Origin of the sequence: Microbacterium sp. SLBN-111, assembly GCF_049739645.1 — a bacterium.
Lineage (GTDB): Bacteria > Actinomycetota > Actinomycetes > Actinomycetales > Microbacteriaceae > Microbacterium.
This window is the reverse complement of the sequence record NZ_JBMGQH010000001.1, coordinates 309827-327120: the sequence shown is the minus strand read 5'-3', so window position 1 is coordinate 327120 and position 17294 is coordinate 309827. Positions and strand designations below refer to the sequence as shown.

General features: G+C 69.6%; 13 protein-coding genes and 3 pseudogenes. 12 read left to right on the top strand and 4 right to left on the bottom strand.

Features of this window, described 5'->3' with window-relative positions; all coding sequences use genetic code 11:
- Nucleotides 1-216: 216 nt before the first annotated feature.
- A complete protein-coding gene (locus RKD05_RS01530; RefSeq protein WP_424707587.1) occupies nucleotides 217-450 on the bottom strand; it encodes an acyl-CoA carboxylase subunit epsilon in 234 nt (77 codons plus the stop codon).
- A complete protein-coding gene (locus tag RKD05_RS01525; RefSeq protein WP_424707586.1) occupies nucleotides 447-2036 on the bottom strand; it encodes an acyl-CoA carboxylase subunit beta in 1590 nt (529 codons plus the stop codon). Before RKD05_RS01525 ends, RKD05_RS01530 begins: the two co-directional genes overlap by 4 nt.
- A gap of 159 nt (nucleotides 2037-2195) precedes the next feature.
- Between RKD05_RS01525 and RKD05_RS01520 the strand changes: the two genes are divergently transcribed.
- The 9 genes and pseudogenes from RKD05_RS01520 to RKD05_RS01480 all read left to right on the top strand — a co-directional run bounded on the left by RKD05_RS01520 (nucleotide 2196) and on the right by RKD05_RS01480 (nucleotide 12002).
- On the top strand, nucleotides 2196-2978 hold the full coding sequence (locus tag RKD05_RS01520; RefSeq protein ID WP_424707585.1) for a biotin--[acetyl-CoA-carboxylase] ligase: 783 nt from the start codon (nucleotides 2196-2198) through the stop codon (nucleotides 2976-2978).
- Nucleotides 2979-3036: 58 nt separating this feature from the next.
- Nucleotides 3037-3591, top strand: a complete 555-nt coding sequence (locus tag RKD05_RS01515; protein WP_026095653.1) for a PH domain-containing protein — start codon at nucleotides 3037-3039, stop codon at nucleotides 3589-3591.
- Between the two features lie 190 nt (nucleotides 3592-3781).
- Nucleotides 3782-4915, top strand: a complete 1134-nt coding sequence (locus tag RKD05_RS01510) for a 5-(carboxyamino)imidazole ribonucleotide synthase (protein ID WP_424707584.1) — start codon at nucleotides 3782-3784, stop codon at nucleotides 4913-4915.
- Between the two features lie 95 nt (nucleotides 4916-5010).
- Nucleotides 5011-5479 (top strand): annotated as a pseudogene (purE, locus tag RKD05_RS01505) (5-(carboxyamino)imidazole ribonucleotide mutase).
- Nucleotides 5476-6944: pseudogene (locus RKD05_RS01500) on the top strand (LCP family protein). Before purE ends, RKD05_RS01500 begins: the two co-directional pseudogenes overlap by 4 nt.
- Entirely contained in the window at nucleotides 6941-8044 is a 1104-nt protein-coding gene (locus RKD05_RS01495; protein WP_424707582.1) for a glycosyltransferase, read from the top strand. Before RKD05_RS01500 ends, RKD05_RS01495 begins: the two are co-directional and overlap by 4 nt.
- A gap of 22 nt (nucleotides 8045-8066) precedes the next feature.
- On the top strand, nucleotides 8067-9002 hold the full coding sequence (locus RKD05_RS01490) for a glycosyltransferase family 2 protein (RefSeq protein ID WP_424707581.1): 936 nt from the start codon (nucleotides 8067-8069) through the stop codon (nucleotides 9000-9002).
- A 54-nt stretch (nucleotides 9003-9056) separates the two neighbouring features.
- Entirely contained in the window at nucleotides 9057-9569 is a 513-nt protein-coding gene (locus RKD05_RS01485) for a hypothetical protein (RefSeq protein ID WP_424707579.1), read from the top strand.
- A 108-nt stretch (nucleotides 9570-9677) separates the two neighbouring features.
- Nucleotides 9678-12002 (top strand): hypothetical protein, encoded by a 2325-nt coding sequence (locus RKD05_RS01480; protein WP_424707578.1) that lies wholly within the window; start codon nucleotides 9678-9680, stop codon nucleotides 12000-12002.
- Nucleotides 12003-12045: 43 nt separating this feature from the next.
- On the opposite strand, the gene RKD05_RS01475 is transcribed toward RKD05_RS01480, so the two are convergent.
- Nucleotides 12046-13458 carry a sugar nucleotide-binding protein gene (locus RKD05_RS01475; protein WP_424711759.1) on the bottom strand — a complete coding sequence of 471 codons (1413 nt, stop codon included), beginning with the start codon at nucleotides 13456-13458 and terminating at the stop codon, nucleotides 12046-12048.
- Between the two features lie 5 nt (nucleotides 13459-13463).
- The gene (gene rfbB, locus RKD05_RS01470; protein ID WP_424707577.1) at nucleotides 13464-14462 is read right to left on the bottom strand and encodes a dTDP-glucose 4,6-dehydratase; all 999 of its coding nucleotides are present in this window, start codon (nucleotides 14460-14462) and stop codon (nucleotides 13464-13466) included.
- A gap of 84 nt (nucleotides 14463-14546) precedes the next feature.
- Here rfbB and rfbA point away from each other — a divergent pair, with 84 nt between their 5' ends.
- From rfbA to RKD05_RS01455, 3 genes and pseudogenes are all read left to right on the top strand, one after another.
- Nucleotides 14547-15428, top strand: a complete 882-nt coding sequence (rfbA, locus tag RKD05_RS01465) for a glucose-1-phosphate thymidylyltransferase RfbA (RefSeq protein ID WP_077050445.1) — start codon at nucleotides 14547-14549, stop codon at nucleotides 15426-15428.
- A 76-nt stretch (nucleotides 15429-15504) separates the two neighbouring features.
- A pseudogene (locus RKD05_RS01460) lies at nucleotides 15505-16560 on the top strand (rhamnan synthesis F family protein); the annotation flags it as partial.
- Nucleotides 16561-16630: 70 nt separating this feature from the next.
- A complete protein-coding gene (locus RKD05_RS01455; RefSeq protein WP_424707576.1) occupies nucleotides 16631-17293 on the top strand; it encodes a rhamnan synthesis F family protein in 663 nt (220 codons plus the stop codon).
- The last annotated feature ends 1 nt before the right edge of the window (nucleotide 17294 follow it).

Here is a 17294-nt window from a genome sequence, read left to right as displayed (position 1 = left end):
GGCTGTGTCGGGTTTCTGCATCCGGGGAAGAGTGCGAAAAATGAGGGGTGAGGGGCGGCAATGCCTGCCCCTCACCCATGCGAACGGCTACCCGAAAACCGTCCGCGGTGGCCGGAACCGGCTCGATGGAGCGGCCCGACCGAACGCGTGATGCGTTCCAGCTCCTCCAGTATTCGCGAACGATCTCGCGGCGTCTGTAGGTATTTCGGGGGACAGTCAGCCGGTGAAGGCGTGCCAGCCCGCGGCGCGGTTCAGCGGGGTGCGGAGCCCGCGCGCGGAGAGCTCCCAGCGCGAGCGCGCCGAGACCTCGGGCGCGGTGGCATCCGCGGCCTCGCGCGCATAGGCCTCGCTCACGACGACGATGGCCGCCGCGAGTTCCTCGGGCGTCGGCGTGCCGCGGACGACGCGGGCGACCGCCTCGGACGGGTCAGCGGGTGCGGTGTCGCTCACAGCGGGATGTTCCCGTGCTTCTTCGCGGGCAGGCTCGCCCGCTTGTTGCGCAGAGCCCGCAGCGCCTTGGCGATCGATACGCGGGTCTGCGCCGGCTCGATGATGCCGTCGAGCTCGCCGCGCTCGGCGGCGAGGAACGGGGATGCCACGTTGTACGTGTACTCGTTCGCGAGGCGGGTGCGCACCGCGGCGACGTCCTCGCCGGCTTCCTCGGCGCGCTTGATCTCGCCGCGGTAGAGGATGTTCACCGCGCCCTGACCGCCCATGACGGCGATCTCGGCGGTGGGCCAGGCGAGGTTGATGTCGGCGCCGAGCTGCTTGGAGCCCATCACGATGTAGGCGCCGCCGTAGGCCTTGCGAAGGATCACGGTCACGAGCGGGACCGTGGCCTCGGCGTAGGCGTAGAGGAGCTTCGCGCCGCGGCGGATGACGCCGGTCCACTCCTGGTCCGTACCGGGCAGGTAGCCGGGAACGTCGACGAGCGTCACGATCGGCACAGAGAACGCGTCGCAGAACCGCACGAAGCGCGAGGCCTTCTCGCCGGCGTCGATGTTGAGCGTGCCGGCCATCTGCGAGGGCTGGTTGGCGATGATGCCGACCGTGCGCCCCTCGATGCGGCCGAACCCGATCACGATGTTGGGCGCGAAGAGCGGCTGGACCTCGAGGAAGTCGGCCCCGTCCACGATCCCGTCGATCACCGTGTGGATGTCGTACGGCTGGTTCGGCGAGTCGGGGATGACGGTGTTCAGCGCCCGATCGGCATCCGTCGTCTCGAACTCGAAGGGGGTCTCGTACAGCGGCAGCTCGGCGAGGTTGTTGTCCGGCAGGAAGCCGATCAGCGTGCGCGCGTAGTCGAGGGCGTCGTCCTCGTCGTCGGCGAGGTAGTGCGCGACACCCGAGCGGGTGTTGTGCGTGTGCGCGCCGCCGAGCTCCTCCATGCCGACGTCCTCGCCGGTGACGGTCTTGATCACGTCGGGGCCGGTGACGAACATCTGGCTGGTCTTGTCGACCATGATGACGAAGTCCGTGAGGGCGGGGGAGTAGACGGCACCGCCGGCCGCCGGGCCCATGATGATCGAGATCTGCGGGATGACGCCCGATGCGGCGGTGTTGAGGCGGAAGATCTCGCCGTACTTCCCGAGCGCGACGACGCCCTCCTGGATCCGCGCGCCTCCCGAGTCGAGCATGCCGATGATCGGGATGCCGCTGCGCAGCGCCAGCTCCATGACCTTGATGATCTTGTCGCCGGCGACCTCGCCGAGCGAACCGCCGAAGGTGGAGAAGTCCTGCGCGTAGACCGCGACGGTGCGGCCGTGGATCGTGCCCGTTCCGGTCACGACCGAGTCGCCGTAGGGGCGGGACTTGTCCATGCCGAAAGCCGAGGTGCGGTGGCGCACGTACTCGTCGAGCTCGACGAAGGAACCCGGGTCGACGAGCATCTCGATCCGCTCGCGGGCGGTGAGCTTGCCCTTCGCGTGCTGCTTGGTGCGGGCGGCGGTCTCGGCATCGACGACCGCCTCCTGGAACCTCGTGCGCAGGTCGGCGATCTTGCCGGCGGTCGTGGAGAGATCGGGCTGGTCGGTCACGCTTTCCACCCTAGCGACCGGTTCCACGCCGATGTTGGAGGGTGTGCACAAGCCCCCCGCGAGTACGCTGTGGCATCCATCCACTCTCCCGGTCGGAGTGAACCGGGCGGGGAAGGCAAGTGGATGCCGATCACCCGCCGTCGTGCCTAGGGTGTGCACATGCCGATCCCCGCTGCCGGATACCCGCTCGCCGCCGGCGTCAGCCCGCGCGTCCAGGTCGTCGAGACCACCGATTCCACCAACGCCGACGTCGTCGCGTCCGTCACGGCCGATCCGGCCGGCTGGCCGCATCTGTCGCTCCTCGTGACCGACGATCAGCGCGCCGGGCGCGGCCGCCTCGACCGCACGTGGACCGCGCCGGCGGGCACTGCGCTCGCCGTCTCGGTCGTCGTGGACGCGGCGCGGGTCCCGATCGAGATGCGCGGATGGATCCCGCTCGCCGCCGGTGCGGCCATGGCGCGGGCCGTGGACACCCGGTTGGCGGGGCACGGCGCGAGCGCCCAACTGAAGTGGCCGAACGACGTGCTCGTGGACGGGGGGAAGATCTGCGGCATCCTGGCGGAGGTCGTCCCCGGTGCTCCCGACACGGTCGTCGTCGGAGCCGGGATCAACACGCGGATGACGCGCGCCGACCTCCCGGTCTCGACGGCCACGTCGTTCGCCGCGATCGGCGTCGACGTCGACGAGGACCGGCTGCTCGCGGACTACCTGCGGGGCCTGGACGGATTCCTCGATGCGCTGTCGAGAGGCGACGTCGCGCGGGTGCACCGCGACATCGAGAAGCTGTGCGCGACCGTCGGGCGCGACGTGTCGGTGTCGCTCCCGGACGGGACGACCGTGCAGGGGCGCGCGGAGCGCCTCGACGCCGAGGGGCGTCTCGTGGTCGGATCCGGCACGGTCGAGACGGTCGTCGCCGCGGGCGACGTCGTCCACGTGCGCTGACGGGCGAGTTCCGCGTGTGCGGGCGGCCGCGGAGGCCGCGGCCCCGCAGAATGAGTACGTGACACAGCCGACCAGCTACGGGGGGCGCCCGCGCACGCCGGCCCCCGGTGCGGCGGCGCCCGAACGACGGATCGTGCGCCTCCGCGGACACGCGCGACGGCTGTTCTGGTCCGCGCTCGTCCTCATCGCCGTGTCCGGTGCGGCGTCGTACTACTACGACAACCTCCCCGCTCCGTTCGAGAACTGGATGCTGCTGACCGCCGCGGGCGTGGTGCTCGTGCTGCTCGTCGTGCTCCCGTACTTCGTGTGGCTGTCGCGGTCGTGGACCATCACGACGCGCCGCGTCATCGAGCGCTCGGGCTTCTTCGGTTCGCGGAGCCGCGAGGTCTCGCACGTGCGCGGGTACGCGATCGAGATGCGTCGTGGCATCCTGCAGCGCCTGTGGGGTGCGGGGACACTCACGCTCTCGAACGGCGTCGAACCGCCGATGCGTCTGAAGAACGTGCCCCACGCGGTGCTCGTGCACGAGACGCTGGTGGACCAGGTCGAGGTGAACCAGATCCTCGCGCACCGCGATTCGCAGTCGCAGGGTTCCGGCTCCGTCGACTTCTGACGCCCCACCCGCTCACGCCCCGCCCTCGCCCCGCCCGTGCCGCACCCGTGCACGACCTCGCGATAAACGGCATCCACGGCGGGAAACGCGCTGACGCGGCGTTTCTTCGCGTGGATCGCGTTTATCGCGAGGGGTGGGGAGCGAGGGCAGCGGCGGGCGGAGGCAGAATGGACGGGACGGAAGGAGCGGCATGGCGCTGCGAGTCGGAGTGGTCGGTGGCGGACAGCTGGCGCGGATGATGATCGCGCCCGCCGAAGAGCTCGGGATCGACATCCGCGTCCTCGCCGAGAGCGAGGGGATGTCGGCGGGCCTTGCGGCCACCGCGGTCGGCGACTACCACGACGCCGAGACCGTGCTGCGTTTCGCGCGCGACGTCGACGTGCTCACCTTCGACCACGAGCACGTCCCGCAGGACGTCCTGTCGGTGCTCGTGGAGGCCGGCGTCGCCGTGCACCCCGGCCCGGCCCCGTTGGCCGTCGCCCAGGACAAGCTCGTCATGCGCGCGCGCATGGCGGAACTCGGGATGCCGCAGCCCGACTGGGCGGCCGTCTCCGACGCCGAGCAGCTCCAGGACTTCCTCGACGCGCACGGCGGTCGCGCCGTCGTGAAGACACCGCGCGGCGGGTACGACGGCAAGGGCGTGCGCGTCGTGTCGGCCGCGACCGAGGCCGACGACTGGTTCGCCGCACTCGCCGAGGACGCGAACGGGGGAGCCCTCCTCGTGGAGGAGCTCGTCGACTTCACGCGCGAGCTGGCGCAGCAGGTCGCGCGCCGCCCCTCGGGCGAGGTGCGCGCGTACCCGCTGGTCGCGACGGTGCAGCGCGACGGCGTGTGCGCCGAGGTGATCGCTCCGGCGCCCCGCGCGGGGGAGCGGCTCGAGCGCGCCGCGGCGCAGATCGGCATCGCCGTCGCGGAGGGGCTCGGGGTCACCGGGATGCTCGCCGTCGAGCTGTTCGAGACCTCCGACGACCGCATCCTCATCAACGAACTCGCGATGCGACCGCACAACAGCGGTCACTGGACGCAGGACGGCGCCGTCACGAGTCAGTTCGAACAGCACCTGCGGGCGGTCCTCGACCTCCCTCTCGGATCGACGGATGCCATCGCCCCCTGGACGATCATGGTCAACATCCTGGGCGGCCCGGCCGAGGGCGGACTGACCGAGCGCTTCGCCCCGGCGATGGCCGCGCACCCGACCGCGAAGATCCACACCTATGGCAAGGATCCGCGCCCCGGGCGCAAGGTCGGACACGTCAACGTCGCGGGCGACGACCTGGACGACGTGGTCTACGAGGGGCGTGCGGCGGCGGCATTCTTCGACTGAAGCGCGCCGTTCCGCGATCTTCCAGCGACCCGGCCTAGCCTGGTCCGGTGACCCGGCCGCTGCATTCCTCCGAGACGCCCGTGGTCGGCGTCGTCATGGGCTCCGATTCGGACTGGCGCGTGATGAGCGACGCCTCGCAGGTCCTCACGGAGTTCGGCATCCCGCACGAGGTGGAGGTCGTCTCGGCGCACCGCACCCCCTGACAAGCTCATCCGCTACGGCCGCGAGGCGCGGGCGCGCGGCCTCCGCGCGATCATCGCGGGAGCGGGCGGGGCCGCCCACCTGCCCGGGATGCTCGCGTCGGTCACGGCGCTCCCGGTGATCGGCGTTCCCGTGCAGCTCGCGACGCTCGACGGCCTCGACTCCCTCCTCAGCATCGTCCAGATGCCGGCCGGGATCCCCGTGGCGACCGTGTCGATCAACGGGGCCAAGAACGCCGGCCTCCTCGCCGCCCGCATCCTCGGATCGACGGATGCCGAGATCGGAGACCGCGTCGAGCAGTACGCCGCCGACCTCGAGGCGCAGGTGGAGGAGAAGAACCGCCGGCTGAAGGACGCGCTGTGAGCGTGACCGCCCCGCCCCGGCCGCGGACGCGCGCGGCGGTCGTGGAGTCGCAGCCGATGCGCCACCCCGACGCTTCGTCTCGTGAGGTCATGACGCGCCGCGGATGGTGGCTGGTCGTCCTCAACTTCCTGCTCTGCCGGGATCGGCGCAGGTCCTGGCGGGCAATCGCCGCCTCGGCCGGTTCGGTCTCGCAACGACGCTGTTCCTGTGGGCGGTCCTGATCCTCGCGGCGCTCGGTGCGCTGCTCTGGCCCAGTGGTCTCTTCGCCCTGGCGACCGGGTCGTTCATCCCGGACTTCCTGTCGTGGTTCCGGTGGGTCCCGCTCACGCTGGTGCAGGTGGTCCTCGTCGGCTACGTGGTGGTGTGGATCGTCCTCACGATCGACACCCTGCGTCTCGTCCGGCTCGTGCGCACCGGGCCGATCGCTCGCTGGGCGATGGCCGTCGTCTCCGTCGGGCTGCTCTTCCTCACCGGCTCGGGGGCGGCGTGGGCGGCCCAGGCCGCCGGAACCACGCGTGATTCGTTCGCGGAGATCTTCGCCCAGTCCGCCCCGGTCGTCCCGCCCTCGGACGGCTACTACAACATCCTTCTCCTCGGCGCGGATTCGGGCGAGGGGCGCGACTCGATGCGGTTCGATTCCATCTCCGTCGCCTCGATCAACGCCGCCACGGGTGCCGTGACGATCACGGGCATCCCGCGCGACATGCCGGACTTCCCGTTCGCCCCCGGGCCGATGCAGGACGAATACCCCGACGGGCACACCGGCAAGTTCGACGAGACCTGTGGCTGGGGGAGTGGGATCAACCAGCTGCGCACCGAGGTCGAAGTGTGCCAGGACGGGAACGCCCTGTACCCCGACGCCAAGGCCAAGGGTTCCGAGCCCGGCATCGAGGCCACCAAGGACGCGGCCGAAGGCATTCTCGGCATCCAGATCCCGTACTACGTGCTCTTGGACATGAAGGGGTTCGCCGACCTCGTGGACGCGCTGGGTGGCGTCGACATCACCGTGGACGAGCGTCTCCCCAAAGGCGGCCCCGCCTACGACGGACAGCCGGTGGACGACTGGGCGTTCGGCTGGATCGAGCCCGGTGCCCAGCACATGAACGGCGACACCGCCCAGTGGTACGCCCGGTCCCGCTACACCACGAGCGACTTCGACCGCATGCGGCGCCAGCGGCAGCTGCAGGAGGCGATCCTCGCGCAGTTCACCCCGCAGAACGTGCTGCAGCACTTCCAGCAGGTCGCCGCCGCCGGCACGAACATCCTCGAGACCGATCTGCCCCAGGGGCTCATCGCTCCCACCCTGGTCGACCTCGCGCTGAAGGCCAAGGATCAGCCCGTGACCACGATCGAGCTGACTCCCGCGGGCGGCGTCGACGAATTCCACCCGGACTACGACCAGGTGAAGCAGATTGTTCACGACAAGCTCCACCCCCCGACCGCAACGGAGAGCCCCGCGCCGTGACCGTCACCCTTCGCGTCGTCCTCGACCAGCTCGTCGCCCCGACCTCCCGTGACCTCGAGGAGGCGTCGGCGTCGCTGACCCAGGCCCTGATCGACACCGCCCCGCGCGGGTGCGATGTCGGCGCGATCGTTCCCGCCCCCGGCCTGCCCGAAGACGCGGGCGTCGTCGGCCTCTCCTCCGAGACGCGCCTCTCGATGCGTCGCCGCGAGCTCGCGGCATCCTGGCAGCTCGGTGTTGCTCCCGGGATCGGGCGGGGACTCATCCACTCGCCGACCCCGCTCGCGCCGCTCGTGCGCCACGACCGCGTGAACGAGACGCACCAGATCGTGGTGACGCTGTGGGATCTGCGCGCGTGGGAGACGCCGGACGAGCTCCCCAAGACCGAACTGCTCGCCGCCCGCGCGCTGCTGTCGCGGATCGGCAAGCACGCCGACGCCGTCGTGGTGCCCTCGCACGCGATGGCCGACCGCCTCGCCGAGGTCGCGAAGGCGAAACTCGTCGCGAAGGTCCGCGTCATCGGCGGTGCTCCCGCGGCGGGCTTCCGCGTGCCCTCGGATGCCGTGGGCCGACTGCGCGCCCTCGACCTGCCGTCGTCGTTCCTCCTCGTCTCGGGGGGAGCCGTCGCCTCCGACGGGCTGACCGCGGCGTTCGCGGGTGTGTCCGCGGCGGGGTGGGAGGGCGACGTCGTGGTGCTCGACGTCCCCGAGGGCGAGGAACCGGCGGTCGTCGAACTGGCCTCCGCGGCAGGGATACCCGAGGCGCGGGTGCACGCCCGCGGGTCGCTCGACCGCTGGGACCGGGCCGCGGTGCTCTCGCACGCGGTCGCGCTGCTCGCCCCGAGCACCCGCACGGACTGGCCCTGGCGCGCCGTCGACGCGCTCGCCGTCGGCGTCCCGATCGTGGCCGCCGACACGGCCGTCCATCGTGAGGTGCTGGCCGAAGCGGCCCTCTTCGCGGGCGAGGACGGCTTCGGGGATGCGCTCGCGCGCGCCCTCGGGCCGGACGCGGAGCGCCTGCGCGTTCTCGCCGGCGACCGGGCGAAGGGCTTCGCCTGGGAGGCCTCGGCCGACCGGGTGTGGGCGCTCCACGCGGAGCTGTAGGGCCGCCCCCTATGCTCGAGTCATGAGTGCGCGCGTCGGGGTCGTGGTCCGCACGCATCGCCGGCCGGAGTTCCTCCGCCGCGCCCTGCAGGACATCTCCGCTCAGACTTTCACCGACCGTCGCATCGTCGTCGTGAACGACGGCGGCGATCCCGCCGACGTCGACGCTGTCGTCGCGTCCGTGCCTTTCGACGTCGAGGTCGTGCACATCGCCCCCGGCTCGGGGGGACGCTGCGTCGCCGCGAACACCGGGGTGCGCGCGTCCGGGACCGAGTTCGTCGTGCTCCACGACGACGACGACCGGTGGCATCCGGAGTTCTTGTCGCGCACGGTCGCGTGGCTCGACGCGCACCCCGCGGATGCCGCGGTCTCGGTCTCGACGGAGATCGTCTACGAGGAGGAGCGAGGCGGCCGGTGGGTCGAGGTCGGCCGGGCCCCGTTCTGGGCGGGGATGCAGCGCATCTCGCTCAGCGAGATGCTGAGTGTGAACCGCGCGGTGCCGATCTCCGTGCTCTATCGGACAGCCGTGCACGAGGAGGCGGGCTGGTACGACGAGTCCCTCGACGCCGTAGAGGACTGGGACTTCTACCTCCGCGTCCTCGCCCGTGCCGGATTCGGCTTCATTCCGGGCGAGCCGCTGGCCTATTGGACGCAGCGACCGGATGCCACGGGGATCGCCGCCAACAGCATGTTCGCGCTCGCCGGAGCCCACCGCCTCGATGACGCCCGCGTGCGCGACCGCGCCCTGTCGGAATGGACTCGCCGGGAGGGAGAGGGTCTTCCGCTCTATCTCGCGGCCCTCCAGGATCAGCTCGTCGAGCGTCTCGATGAACTCGCGCGAGCTCACGCGGAACGCTTGCGGGCCGAGATCCGCGACGACCTCCGCCGCGAGATCGACGCGCATCAGCCGGTGTGGTCACGGCTGCGGCGTCTCCGACGTCGCGTCGGGCGCGGGTGATCGCGCGCGGCGTGGCAGCCACCGATCACGCCGCTTCACCCGCACAATGATGGCGTGATCCCCGTGAACCACCCCCGGACGTCTCCCTCAGCGAAGAGGAGTCGCCGCTGGGCCGTGCCCGTCGGCATCGCCGCGATCCTCGCCCTCGCCGGCTGCGCGACGCCCGTCGGAGGGGCGGTGTCCACCGAGACACCCAGTCCGTCGGCATCCGTCTCCTCGTCGCCTGCGCCGAGCGCATCGTCGACATCGACCGCGGCGCCGACGCCCTCGGTCACCCCGTTCTCGGGAGACGTCCTCATCGTCACCTCCGATGTGATCGACGGCCGTCTCGAGGTCACCGCGATGATCCCGAAGGTCTCCGAGGGTGACGGCACCTGCACGCTCGAGCTCGTGGGCGCAGACCGCACGGTGTCGGTGAGCGGCACCGAAGGCAAGGACGTCACGTATTGCGGAGTCATGTCGATCGCCGTCGACGACGCTTCGTCCGCCCCGCAGTTCCGCGTACGGTACGAATCGCCGTCGACGCGCGCCGAGTCGGCCGTCTCCACGGTCGAGCCGGCGCCGTGACCGCACGGTCGCGCCCTCGCGCCGCCCTCTCCGTGCTCGCGGCGGTGGGTGTGCGCGGCGGCCCTCCTCGTCGCGCTGCCCGTCGCCCTTCCTGCCACGGTGGCGCCGGTGGAGACCGCATCCGCCGCGGATGCGACCGACTGGAACCCCGGCAACATCATCGATGACGCCCACTTCTTCGACCGCACAGCGCTGAGTTCGTCCGAGATCCAGGCATTCCTGCAGAAGCAGGTGCCGAACTGCCGCAGCGGCTACACCTGCCTCAAGGACTACCGGCAGAACACCGACGACCGGCCGGCCGACAAGTACTGCAACGGATATGCGGGCGCCGCCAACGAGAGCGCCTCGACCATCATCGCCAAGGTGGGCCTTTCCTGCGGCATCAGCCAGAAGGCGTTGCTCGTTCTGCTCGAGAAGGAGCAGCGGCTGGTCTCGTCGACCTGGCCCGAGGACTTCCAGTACAAGGCCGCCACCGGCCAGGGGTGTCCGGACACCGCGCCGTGCGACCCCGCAACCCAGGGGTTCTTCTACCAGGTCTACTACGCCGCCCGGCAGTTCGAGGTCTACCGCCTCAACCCGACATGGTGGGGGTATCAGGCGGGGCGCTGGAACAACATCCTGTACCACCCCTACAACAACTGCGGCACGCAGCGGGTCTTCATCGAGAACGCCGCCACAGCAGCGCTCTACATCTACACGCCGTACGTTCCCAACGCCGCCGCTTTGAGCAACCTCTACGGCACCGGTGACTCGTGCTCGGCGTACGGCAATCGCAACTTCTGGCGTCTCTACACGGACTGGTTCGGGTCGACCCGGGACATGGGGAACCCCTACGGGCCGATCGGTTCCGTCGATGCCGTCACCCGGGTACCGGGCGGTTTCCAGGTGTCGGGATGGACCGCGGATCCCGAGACCTCCACCTCCATCAACGTCCAGGTGCGCGTGGAGGGGACGACACGCACCGTGACAGCTGACGGCTATCGCGCAGACGTCGCCGCGGCGTATCCGACGCTCGGTGGAAATCACGCCTTCTCCCTCACCGTCCCAGCGGCACAGGAGGGCGACAACACCGTCTGCGTCATCGGGATCAACGTCGGCCAGGGGCGGGACTCCCAGCTCAAGTGCGAACGTCTCGCGGCCATGGCAGGCTCGCCGTTCGGCAATCTCGAGGGGGTCACGGCGCAGGCGGGCGCCGTCGCCGTCGGTGGCTGGGCCATCGATCCCGACACCGCGCAGCCGATTGCCGTGCACGTGTACGTCGACGGGGTGGGCACAGCGCTGCTGGCGGACTCGTCCCGCACGGACGTTGCGGGGGTCTACCCCGCCTACGGAGCGAAGCACGGATTCGGCGCCGTCCTCCCGGCCGCACCAGGGGCGCGCACCGTCTGCGCGTACGGGATCAACACGGGCCTCGGCGGGAACGTCCAGCTCGGTTGTCGCACGGTGACCGTCGGCCAACCGGTCGATCAGGGGCGCGTGCCTTTCGGCGCACTCGACGCCGTGACCGTCCAAGGCACGGTGGTGACAGCGAGTGGGTGGGCCATCGACCCGGACACCTCGCTACCCATCCAGGTCCGTATCCAGGCCTCGGACGCGTCGTCGTCCTCGTCCTCGTCGGCCAACCTCCCGCGTCCCGACGTCGGAGCGGCATACCCGGCCTTCGGCCCCAATCACGGCTTTGCGACCTCCCTCACCCTGATGGGGGGCAAGCACGATGTCTGCGTCTTCGCCGTGAACAACGGGAAGGGCGGTGACGGCGCTCTGGGATGCCGGACGATCACCATCCCTGTGCCCGACCTCGGACGGGCACCCATCGGCATGCTCGAGGGCGTGAGCGTCAGCGGAATGACGGCCACCGTCAGCGGATGGGCGCTCGACCTGGACACGACCTCGCCTGTGTCCGTCCATATCTACGTCGGAAGCAAGGGAGCGGCCTACACGGCCGATTCGGATCGCCCCGACGTCGGGGCGGCCTACCCCCTCGTCGGATCGCGGCACGGTTTCGCCGAGCGCATCGCCGTTCCCGCGGGCACGTCCTCGATCTGTGTCTACGTGATCAACAACGGCGCCGGGGGGAATAGCTCGCTCGGATGCCGGACGGTCGATGTGGCCGACCATTCGCGGCCCCCGATCGGCAACCTGGAGACGGTCGGTGCGACGGCGGGCGCCGTCACGGTCGGCGGGTGGGCTCTCGACCCCGACACGAGTGACCCGATCGCGGTTCACGTCTACGTGGACGGGGTCGGAACGGCGATCCTCGCGAACGTTTCGCGTGCGGACATCGCCGCAGCTTTCCCCGGCATGGGTGACCGTCACGGGTTCTCCGCGCGCGTCCCCGCGGCGAAGGGTTCGCACACCGTCTGCGTCTATCCGATCAATGACGTCGAGGGGCCGAACACGTTCCTGGGTTGTCAGACCGTCACGGTCGGATGAATCGCGGAGGGCGTCGGAGATCCTGCGTCGACGCCCTCACCGATCACGCTGTCACGTACTCCCGGAGCCGGTCCGGGCCGAGGGGCGCGCACACGTAGGTGCCGTCGCCGAGTTCGAGGACGCTGTTGCGGGGCCGCGGTGCGACCGGTCCCGCCGCGTCGGCGAAGTACTCCTCGGTGGTGACCCCGGTCACGCGTGCCGGGTCGTGACCCGTCATGCGGTACACCTCGCGCGCGATGTCGTACCAGGAGACCGGGTCACCCGCGGAGGTGACGTTGTAGACGCCGTAGGCGGCGCGGGACTCCAGCAGGGTGCGGATGGTGGTTGCGATGTCGGTGGTGAAAGTGAGGCGTCCGGTTTGGTCGTTGACGACGCGGGGGTTGATGCCGCGTTCGGCGAGGGAGGCCATGGTGCGGACGAAGTTGTTGCCGTCGCCGATGACCCAGCTGGTGCGGAGGATGTAGTGACGGGGAACGCTGGAGACGATGGCGTCGCCGGCGGCTTTGGTCTGCCCGTAGACACCGAGGGGGCAGAGGGGATCTTCGGGAGTGTAGGCGCCTTCCTTGGTCCCGTCGAAGACGTAGTCGCTGGACACGTGGACGAGGGTGATCCCGTTGTCGGCGGCGATGCGCGCGAGTGCCGCGACGGCGGTCACGTTCGCAGCCCAGGCGTGGGTGCGTCCTTCGGGTGTCTCGGCGGTGTCGACCTTGGTGTAGGCGGCGGCGTTGATGATGGTCCCGTAGTCGCGCCACCGGCGGGCGGTGGGGAGGTCGGGGGAGGTGAGGTCCAGGTCGCCGCGGGTGGCGTATTCGATCCAGGGGTGGTCGCCGAACTCGGCGCGGAGGGCGCGGCCGAGTTGACCGTTCGCGCCGGTGACGAGGATCTTCTTCGGCGGCATGGGGACGACGTCGACGAGGCGAGGGTGGTTCTTGTCCTTATCGCTGATTTCGACGGTGTCCAGGGGGATGGGCCAGTCGATGCCGACGGTTTCGTCGGCGAGGTTGAGGAAGGTGTAGGTGGCGGTGGGGGACCAGTGGTCGTTGACGAGGTACGTGTAGGCGGTGTCGGGTTCGAGGGTCTGGTAGGAGTTGCCGACGCCGCGGGGCACGAAGATCGCTTTCGACGGGTCGATCTCGGTGGTGTAGACGGCGCCGAAGGTGTCGCCTTCGCGGAGGTCGACCCAGGCGCCGAAGATGCGTCCGGTGGCGACGGAGACGTATTTGTCCCAGGGTTCGGCATGGATGCCGCGGGTGGTGCCGACGGCGTCGTTGAAGGAGATGTTGTTCTGCACCGGCCCGAAATCGGGCAGGTCGATCCCCGTGGCGGTCATCTTCTCGCGTTGCCAGTTCTCTTTGAACCAGCCGCGGGAATCCCCGTGCACAGGCAGGTCCAGGACGATCAGGCCCGGGATGGGGGTTTCGGTGGTGGTAAGGGTCTTGCCGAACGCGGTGGCCATGCCGGTCACTGGCCCTTGCTGGCGTAGAACGCTTCCACGCCGTCTTTGGCGGGGGCCCACCAGGCCTCGTTGTCCCGGTACCAGTCGATGGTCGCGGCCAGGCCCGATTCGAAGTCGCCGTACGTGGGGGTCCAGCCGAGCTCGGTGCGGAGCTTGGTGGAATCGATCGCGTACCGCAGGTCGTGCCCGGGACGGTCGGTGACCAGGTCGTACGCGTCGGCGGGGTGCCCCATGATCTGCAGGATCGCTTCGACCACGCTCTTGTTGTCCTTCTCCCCGTCCGCGCCGATCAGATAGGTCTGCCCGATCTCTCCCTTGTCGAGGATCGTCAGCACCGCGGAGGAGTGGTCGTCGGCGTGGATCCAATCCCGCACGTTCTCGCCCGTGCCGTACAGCTTCGGACGGATGCCGCGGAGCACGTTCGTGATCTGACGGGGGATGAACTTCTCGACGTGCTGGTAGGGGCCGTAGTTGTTCGAACAGTTGCTGATCGTCGCGCGCACCCCGAACGACCGCACCCAGGCTCGTACGAGGAGATCCGACCCGGCCTTCGTCGACGAATACGGCGAGGAAGGGTTGTACGGGGTGCGTTCGGTGAACCGGGCCGGGTCGTCCAGCTCCAGGTCCCCGTAGACCTCATCTGTGGAGATGTGATGGAACCGCACATCATGCTTCCGCGCCGCTTCGAGCAGCGTGTACGTGCCGATGATGTTGGTATCGAGGAACGGGCGCGGGTCATGCAACGAGTTGTCGTTGTGAGACTCCGCCGCGTAGTGCACCACCGCGTCCGCCTCCGCCACCAGCGGATCCACGGCCGCCGCGTCCGCGATGTCGCCGACGACCAAGCGCACCCGGTCCTCCGGCAACCCCGCCAGGGATTTCCGGTTCCCCGCATAGGTCAACTTGTCCACCACCGTCACCGAATGATCCGTGTGCGCAACCACGTGATGCACGAAATTCGAACCGATGAACCCGGCACCGCCGGTGACAAGAAGACGACCCATGCGGCCAGACTAACCGGGCTCACCTGGGACGTACGGCGGCCGACGGATTGGCGGGGATCGGGTGGGTCGGGGGAGAATCGAAGAATGCGTGGCATCATCCTCGCGGGCGGAACCGGGTCGCGACTGCACCCCATCACGCTCGGCGTCTCCAAACAGCTCGTCCCGGTGTACGACAAGCCGATGATCTACTACCCGCTCTCGACGCTGATCCTGGCAGGCATCCGGGACATCCTCATCATCACGACTCCCCAGGACTCCGACCAGTTCCAGCGGCTGCTCGGAGACGGGTCGCGTTTCGGTATCTCCCTCACCTACAAGGTGCAGCCGTCGCCCGACGGACTCGCCCAGGCATTCCTCCTCGGTGAAGAGCACATCGGGTCCGAACCGGTCGCCCTCGTGCTCGGCGACAACATCTTCTACGGGCAGGGCATGGGCACCCGGCTGCGCCAGTACACGCAGCTCGATGGCGGCGTCGTCTTCGGGTACCGCGTGGCGGACCCGACCGCATACGGTGTCGTGGAGTTCGACGCCGACGGGCGCGTGGTCTCGCTCGAGGAGAAGCCGGCATCCCCCAAGAGCGACTACGCCGTTCCGGGTCTGTACTTCTACGACAACGACGTGATCGAGATCGCCCGTGCACTCACGCCGTCTCCCCGCGGTGAGCTCGAGATCACGGACGTCAACCGCACGTATCTGGAGCAGGGCCGGCTGCGCGTAGAGCTCCTGCCGCGCGGCACCGCCTGGTTGGACACGGGCACCTTCGATTCCCTCGCCGAAGCGACGGACTTCATCCGCACCGTCGAGAAGCGTCAGGGCCTGTCCATCGGCTGCCCCGAAGAGGTCGCGTGGCGGATGGGCTTCCTCACGGACGACGAGCTGCGCGCACTGGCGGAGCCTTTGGTCAAGAGCGGGTACGGTGCGTACCTTCTCAAGGCCCTCGACCAGGGACAGTCGCGTGGCCGCTGACCCCGGAGTGCCGCCGCGATTCCCTCTCGGGGGCACACGCGCCGTCGCCTACGCGGTGCAGACCCGATCGGGACGGATGAGCGGCGCCGCCTTGCACACCCTCGCCGGGCTGAGAGCCGAAATGGATCACGTCCTCGTGGTCGCGGGCCCGCTCGACGCGACGGGACGCGCTCAGGTGTCTCCGCTCGCCGACGAGATCGTCACGGTCGGGCCGGAGATCCAGGGATTGTGGGCGTACGCCCACGCTCTGCGGGCGTGGGGTCACCGTGCTGACGCCTTCGATGAGATCGTTCTGACCTCCGACGCGTGGTTCGGGCCCGTATCGCCGCTGGGTCCGGTACTCCAGCGTCTCGAGTCCCGTTACGTGGATGTGTGGTCGCTCACCGATCGCCGTGACGTCGTGCGGGGCGACCGTTCCGAGGGGCGCGACGGAGTCGTCCGGCTCAGTGCATACTGGCTCGCCGCGCGTCGCCGGGTCCGGCAGTCCCAGGCGTGGAAGCAATTCTGGTCATCGCTGCCGGCCCGACCAGACCAGGACTGGCGCGTGCGCGAGATCGAGAACCGCTTCAGCGATGTCCTGACGGCGGACGGGTTCCGCCTCTCGGCGGCATTCTCCAGCGACGACTACCCCGCGGAACACGCCGACATGTTCAACGTGGACCTCCTCATCGAGGACGGGTGTCCATCCGTCCCTCGCGCCGTCTTCGACGGCTATCCGCTGTTCTTCGACCAGCACGCGATCATCGGTCGCCGACTCGCGGAGGCGATGGCCGAACACGGGTACCCCGTCGCGTTGATGTGGTCCGACCTGGCACAGCGATGCGCGCCCAAGCGGCTGCACACCACCGGTGCCATGCTCGAAGTCATCCCTCCGGTGCGTGCCGCCGTGGATACCCGCGCGGCCCGCATCCTCGCGATCATCCACGTCGTAGACCTCGACGCGCTGACGGACGTCGTCGCTCGGTTGAGCGGTGTGGGCTCGCTCCAGCGCGTCGTTCTCACCCTTTCGGACGGCGTGGCGGAAGACGTGGTCACCGACATCTGGGATGCGGCTGGGCCGACGGATCTCCCTTACGAGATCCGGCCGGCGAGGTCTCGCGTCGGAGCGGACACCGTCGTGGCGTTCGACGAATGTCGCGACCTGCTCCTCGCGGACGACGTCGACCTGGTTCTCGCGTTGCACACCCGGTACGCCCTCGGGGTTGACGCGCAACGCCCGCGAATACTTCCGGCGCCAGCAGATCGACTGCCTGCTGGGGAACGGCCCGGCCCACGTCGCGCAGATCGTGGACCTGTTCGACCGCGACCCATCGCTCGGTCTCGTCTTCCCGCCGACGCCGCATATCGGCATGTCCACCCTCGGCGAGGGGTGGGCGGGGCATCGAGACGCCGCTCTCACCGTTCTCGATCGGCTGGGGATCACGGTGCCCGTCGACTGGGCCAGCCCGCATGCGCCGATCGGTGGGATGTGGATGGCACGGCCGCAGGCGGTACGCGCGCTTTCTTCGGTGAGGTGGGCGAACGACGTGGCGGCGGGCGAACTGTGCATGCGGCTGCCCGCGTACGCGGCGGGCGAGGCCGGCTTCGTCAGCAGGACCGTCGCCACCAGTGAGCACGCGGGCCTGAGCCACGCTTCCCTGGAGTACATCGGGGACCACATGGCGATGACGTCGTACGGGTATCCCGCCGGTTACACCAACCTTCTCCACCGCGCAGGACCCGTCGGATCCGGCCGCGCCGTGGACTTCACCCGCATGTGGCTCCGCTACCGGCACCCCCGGGTCTGGGCCGTCGTGGCGCGGGCCGCGAGCGCCGTCAGAGTCGCCCGACGGCTGCAAGGCCGACTCACCGGAAGGAGGCGTTGAC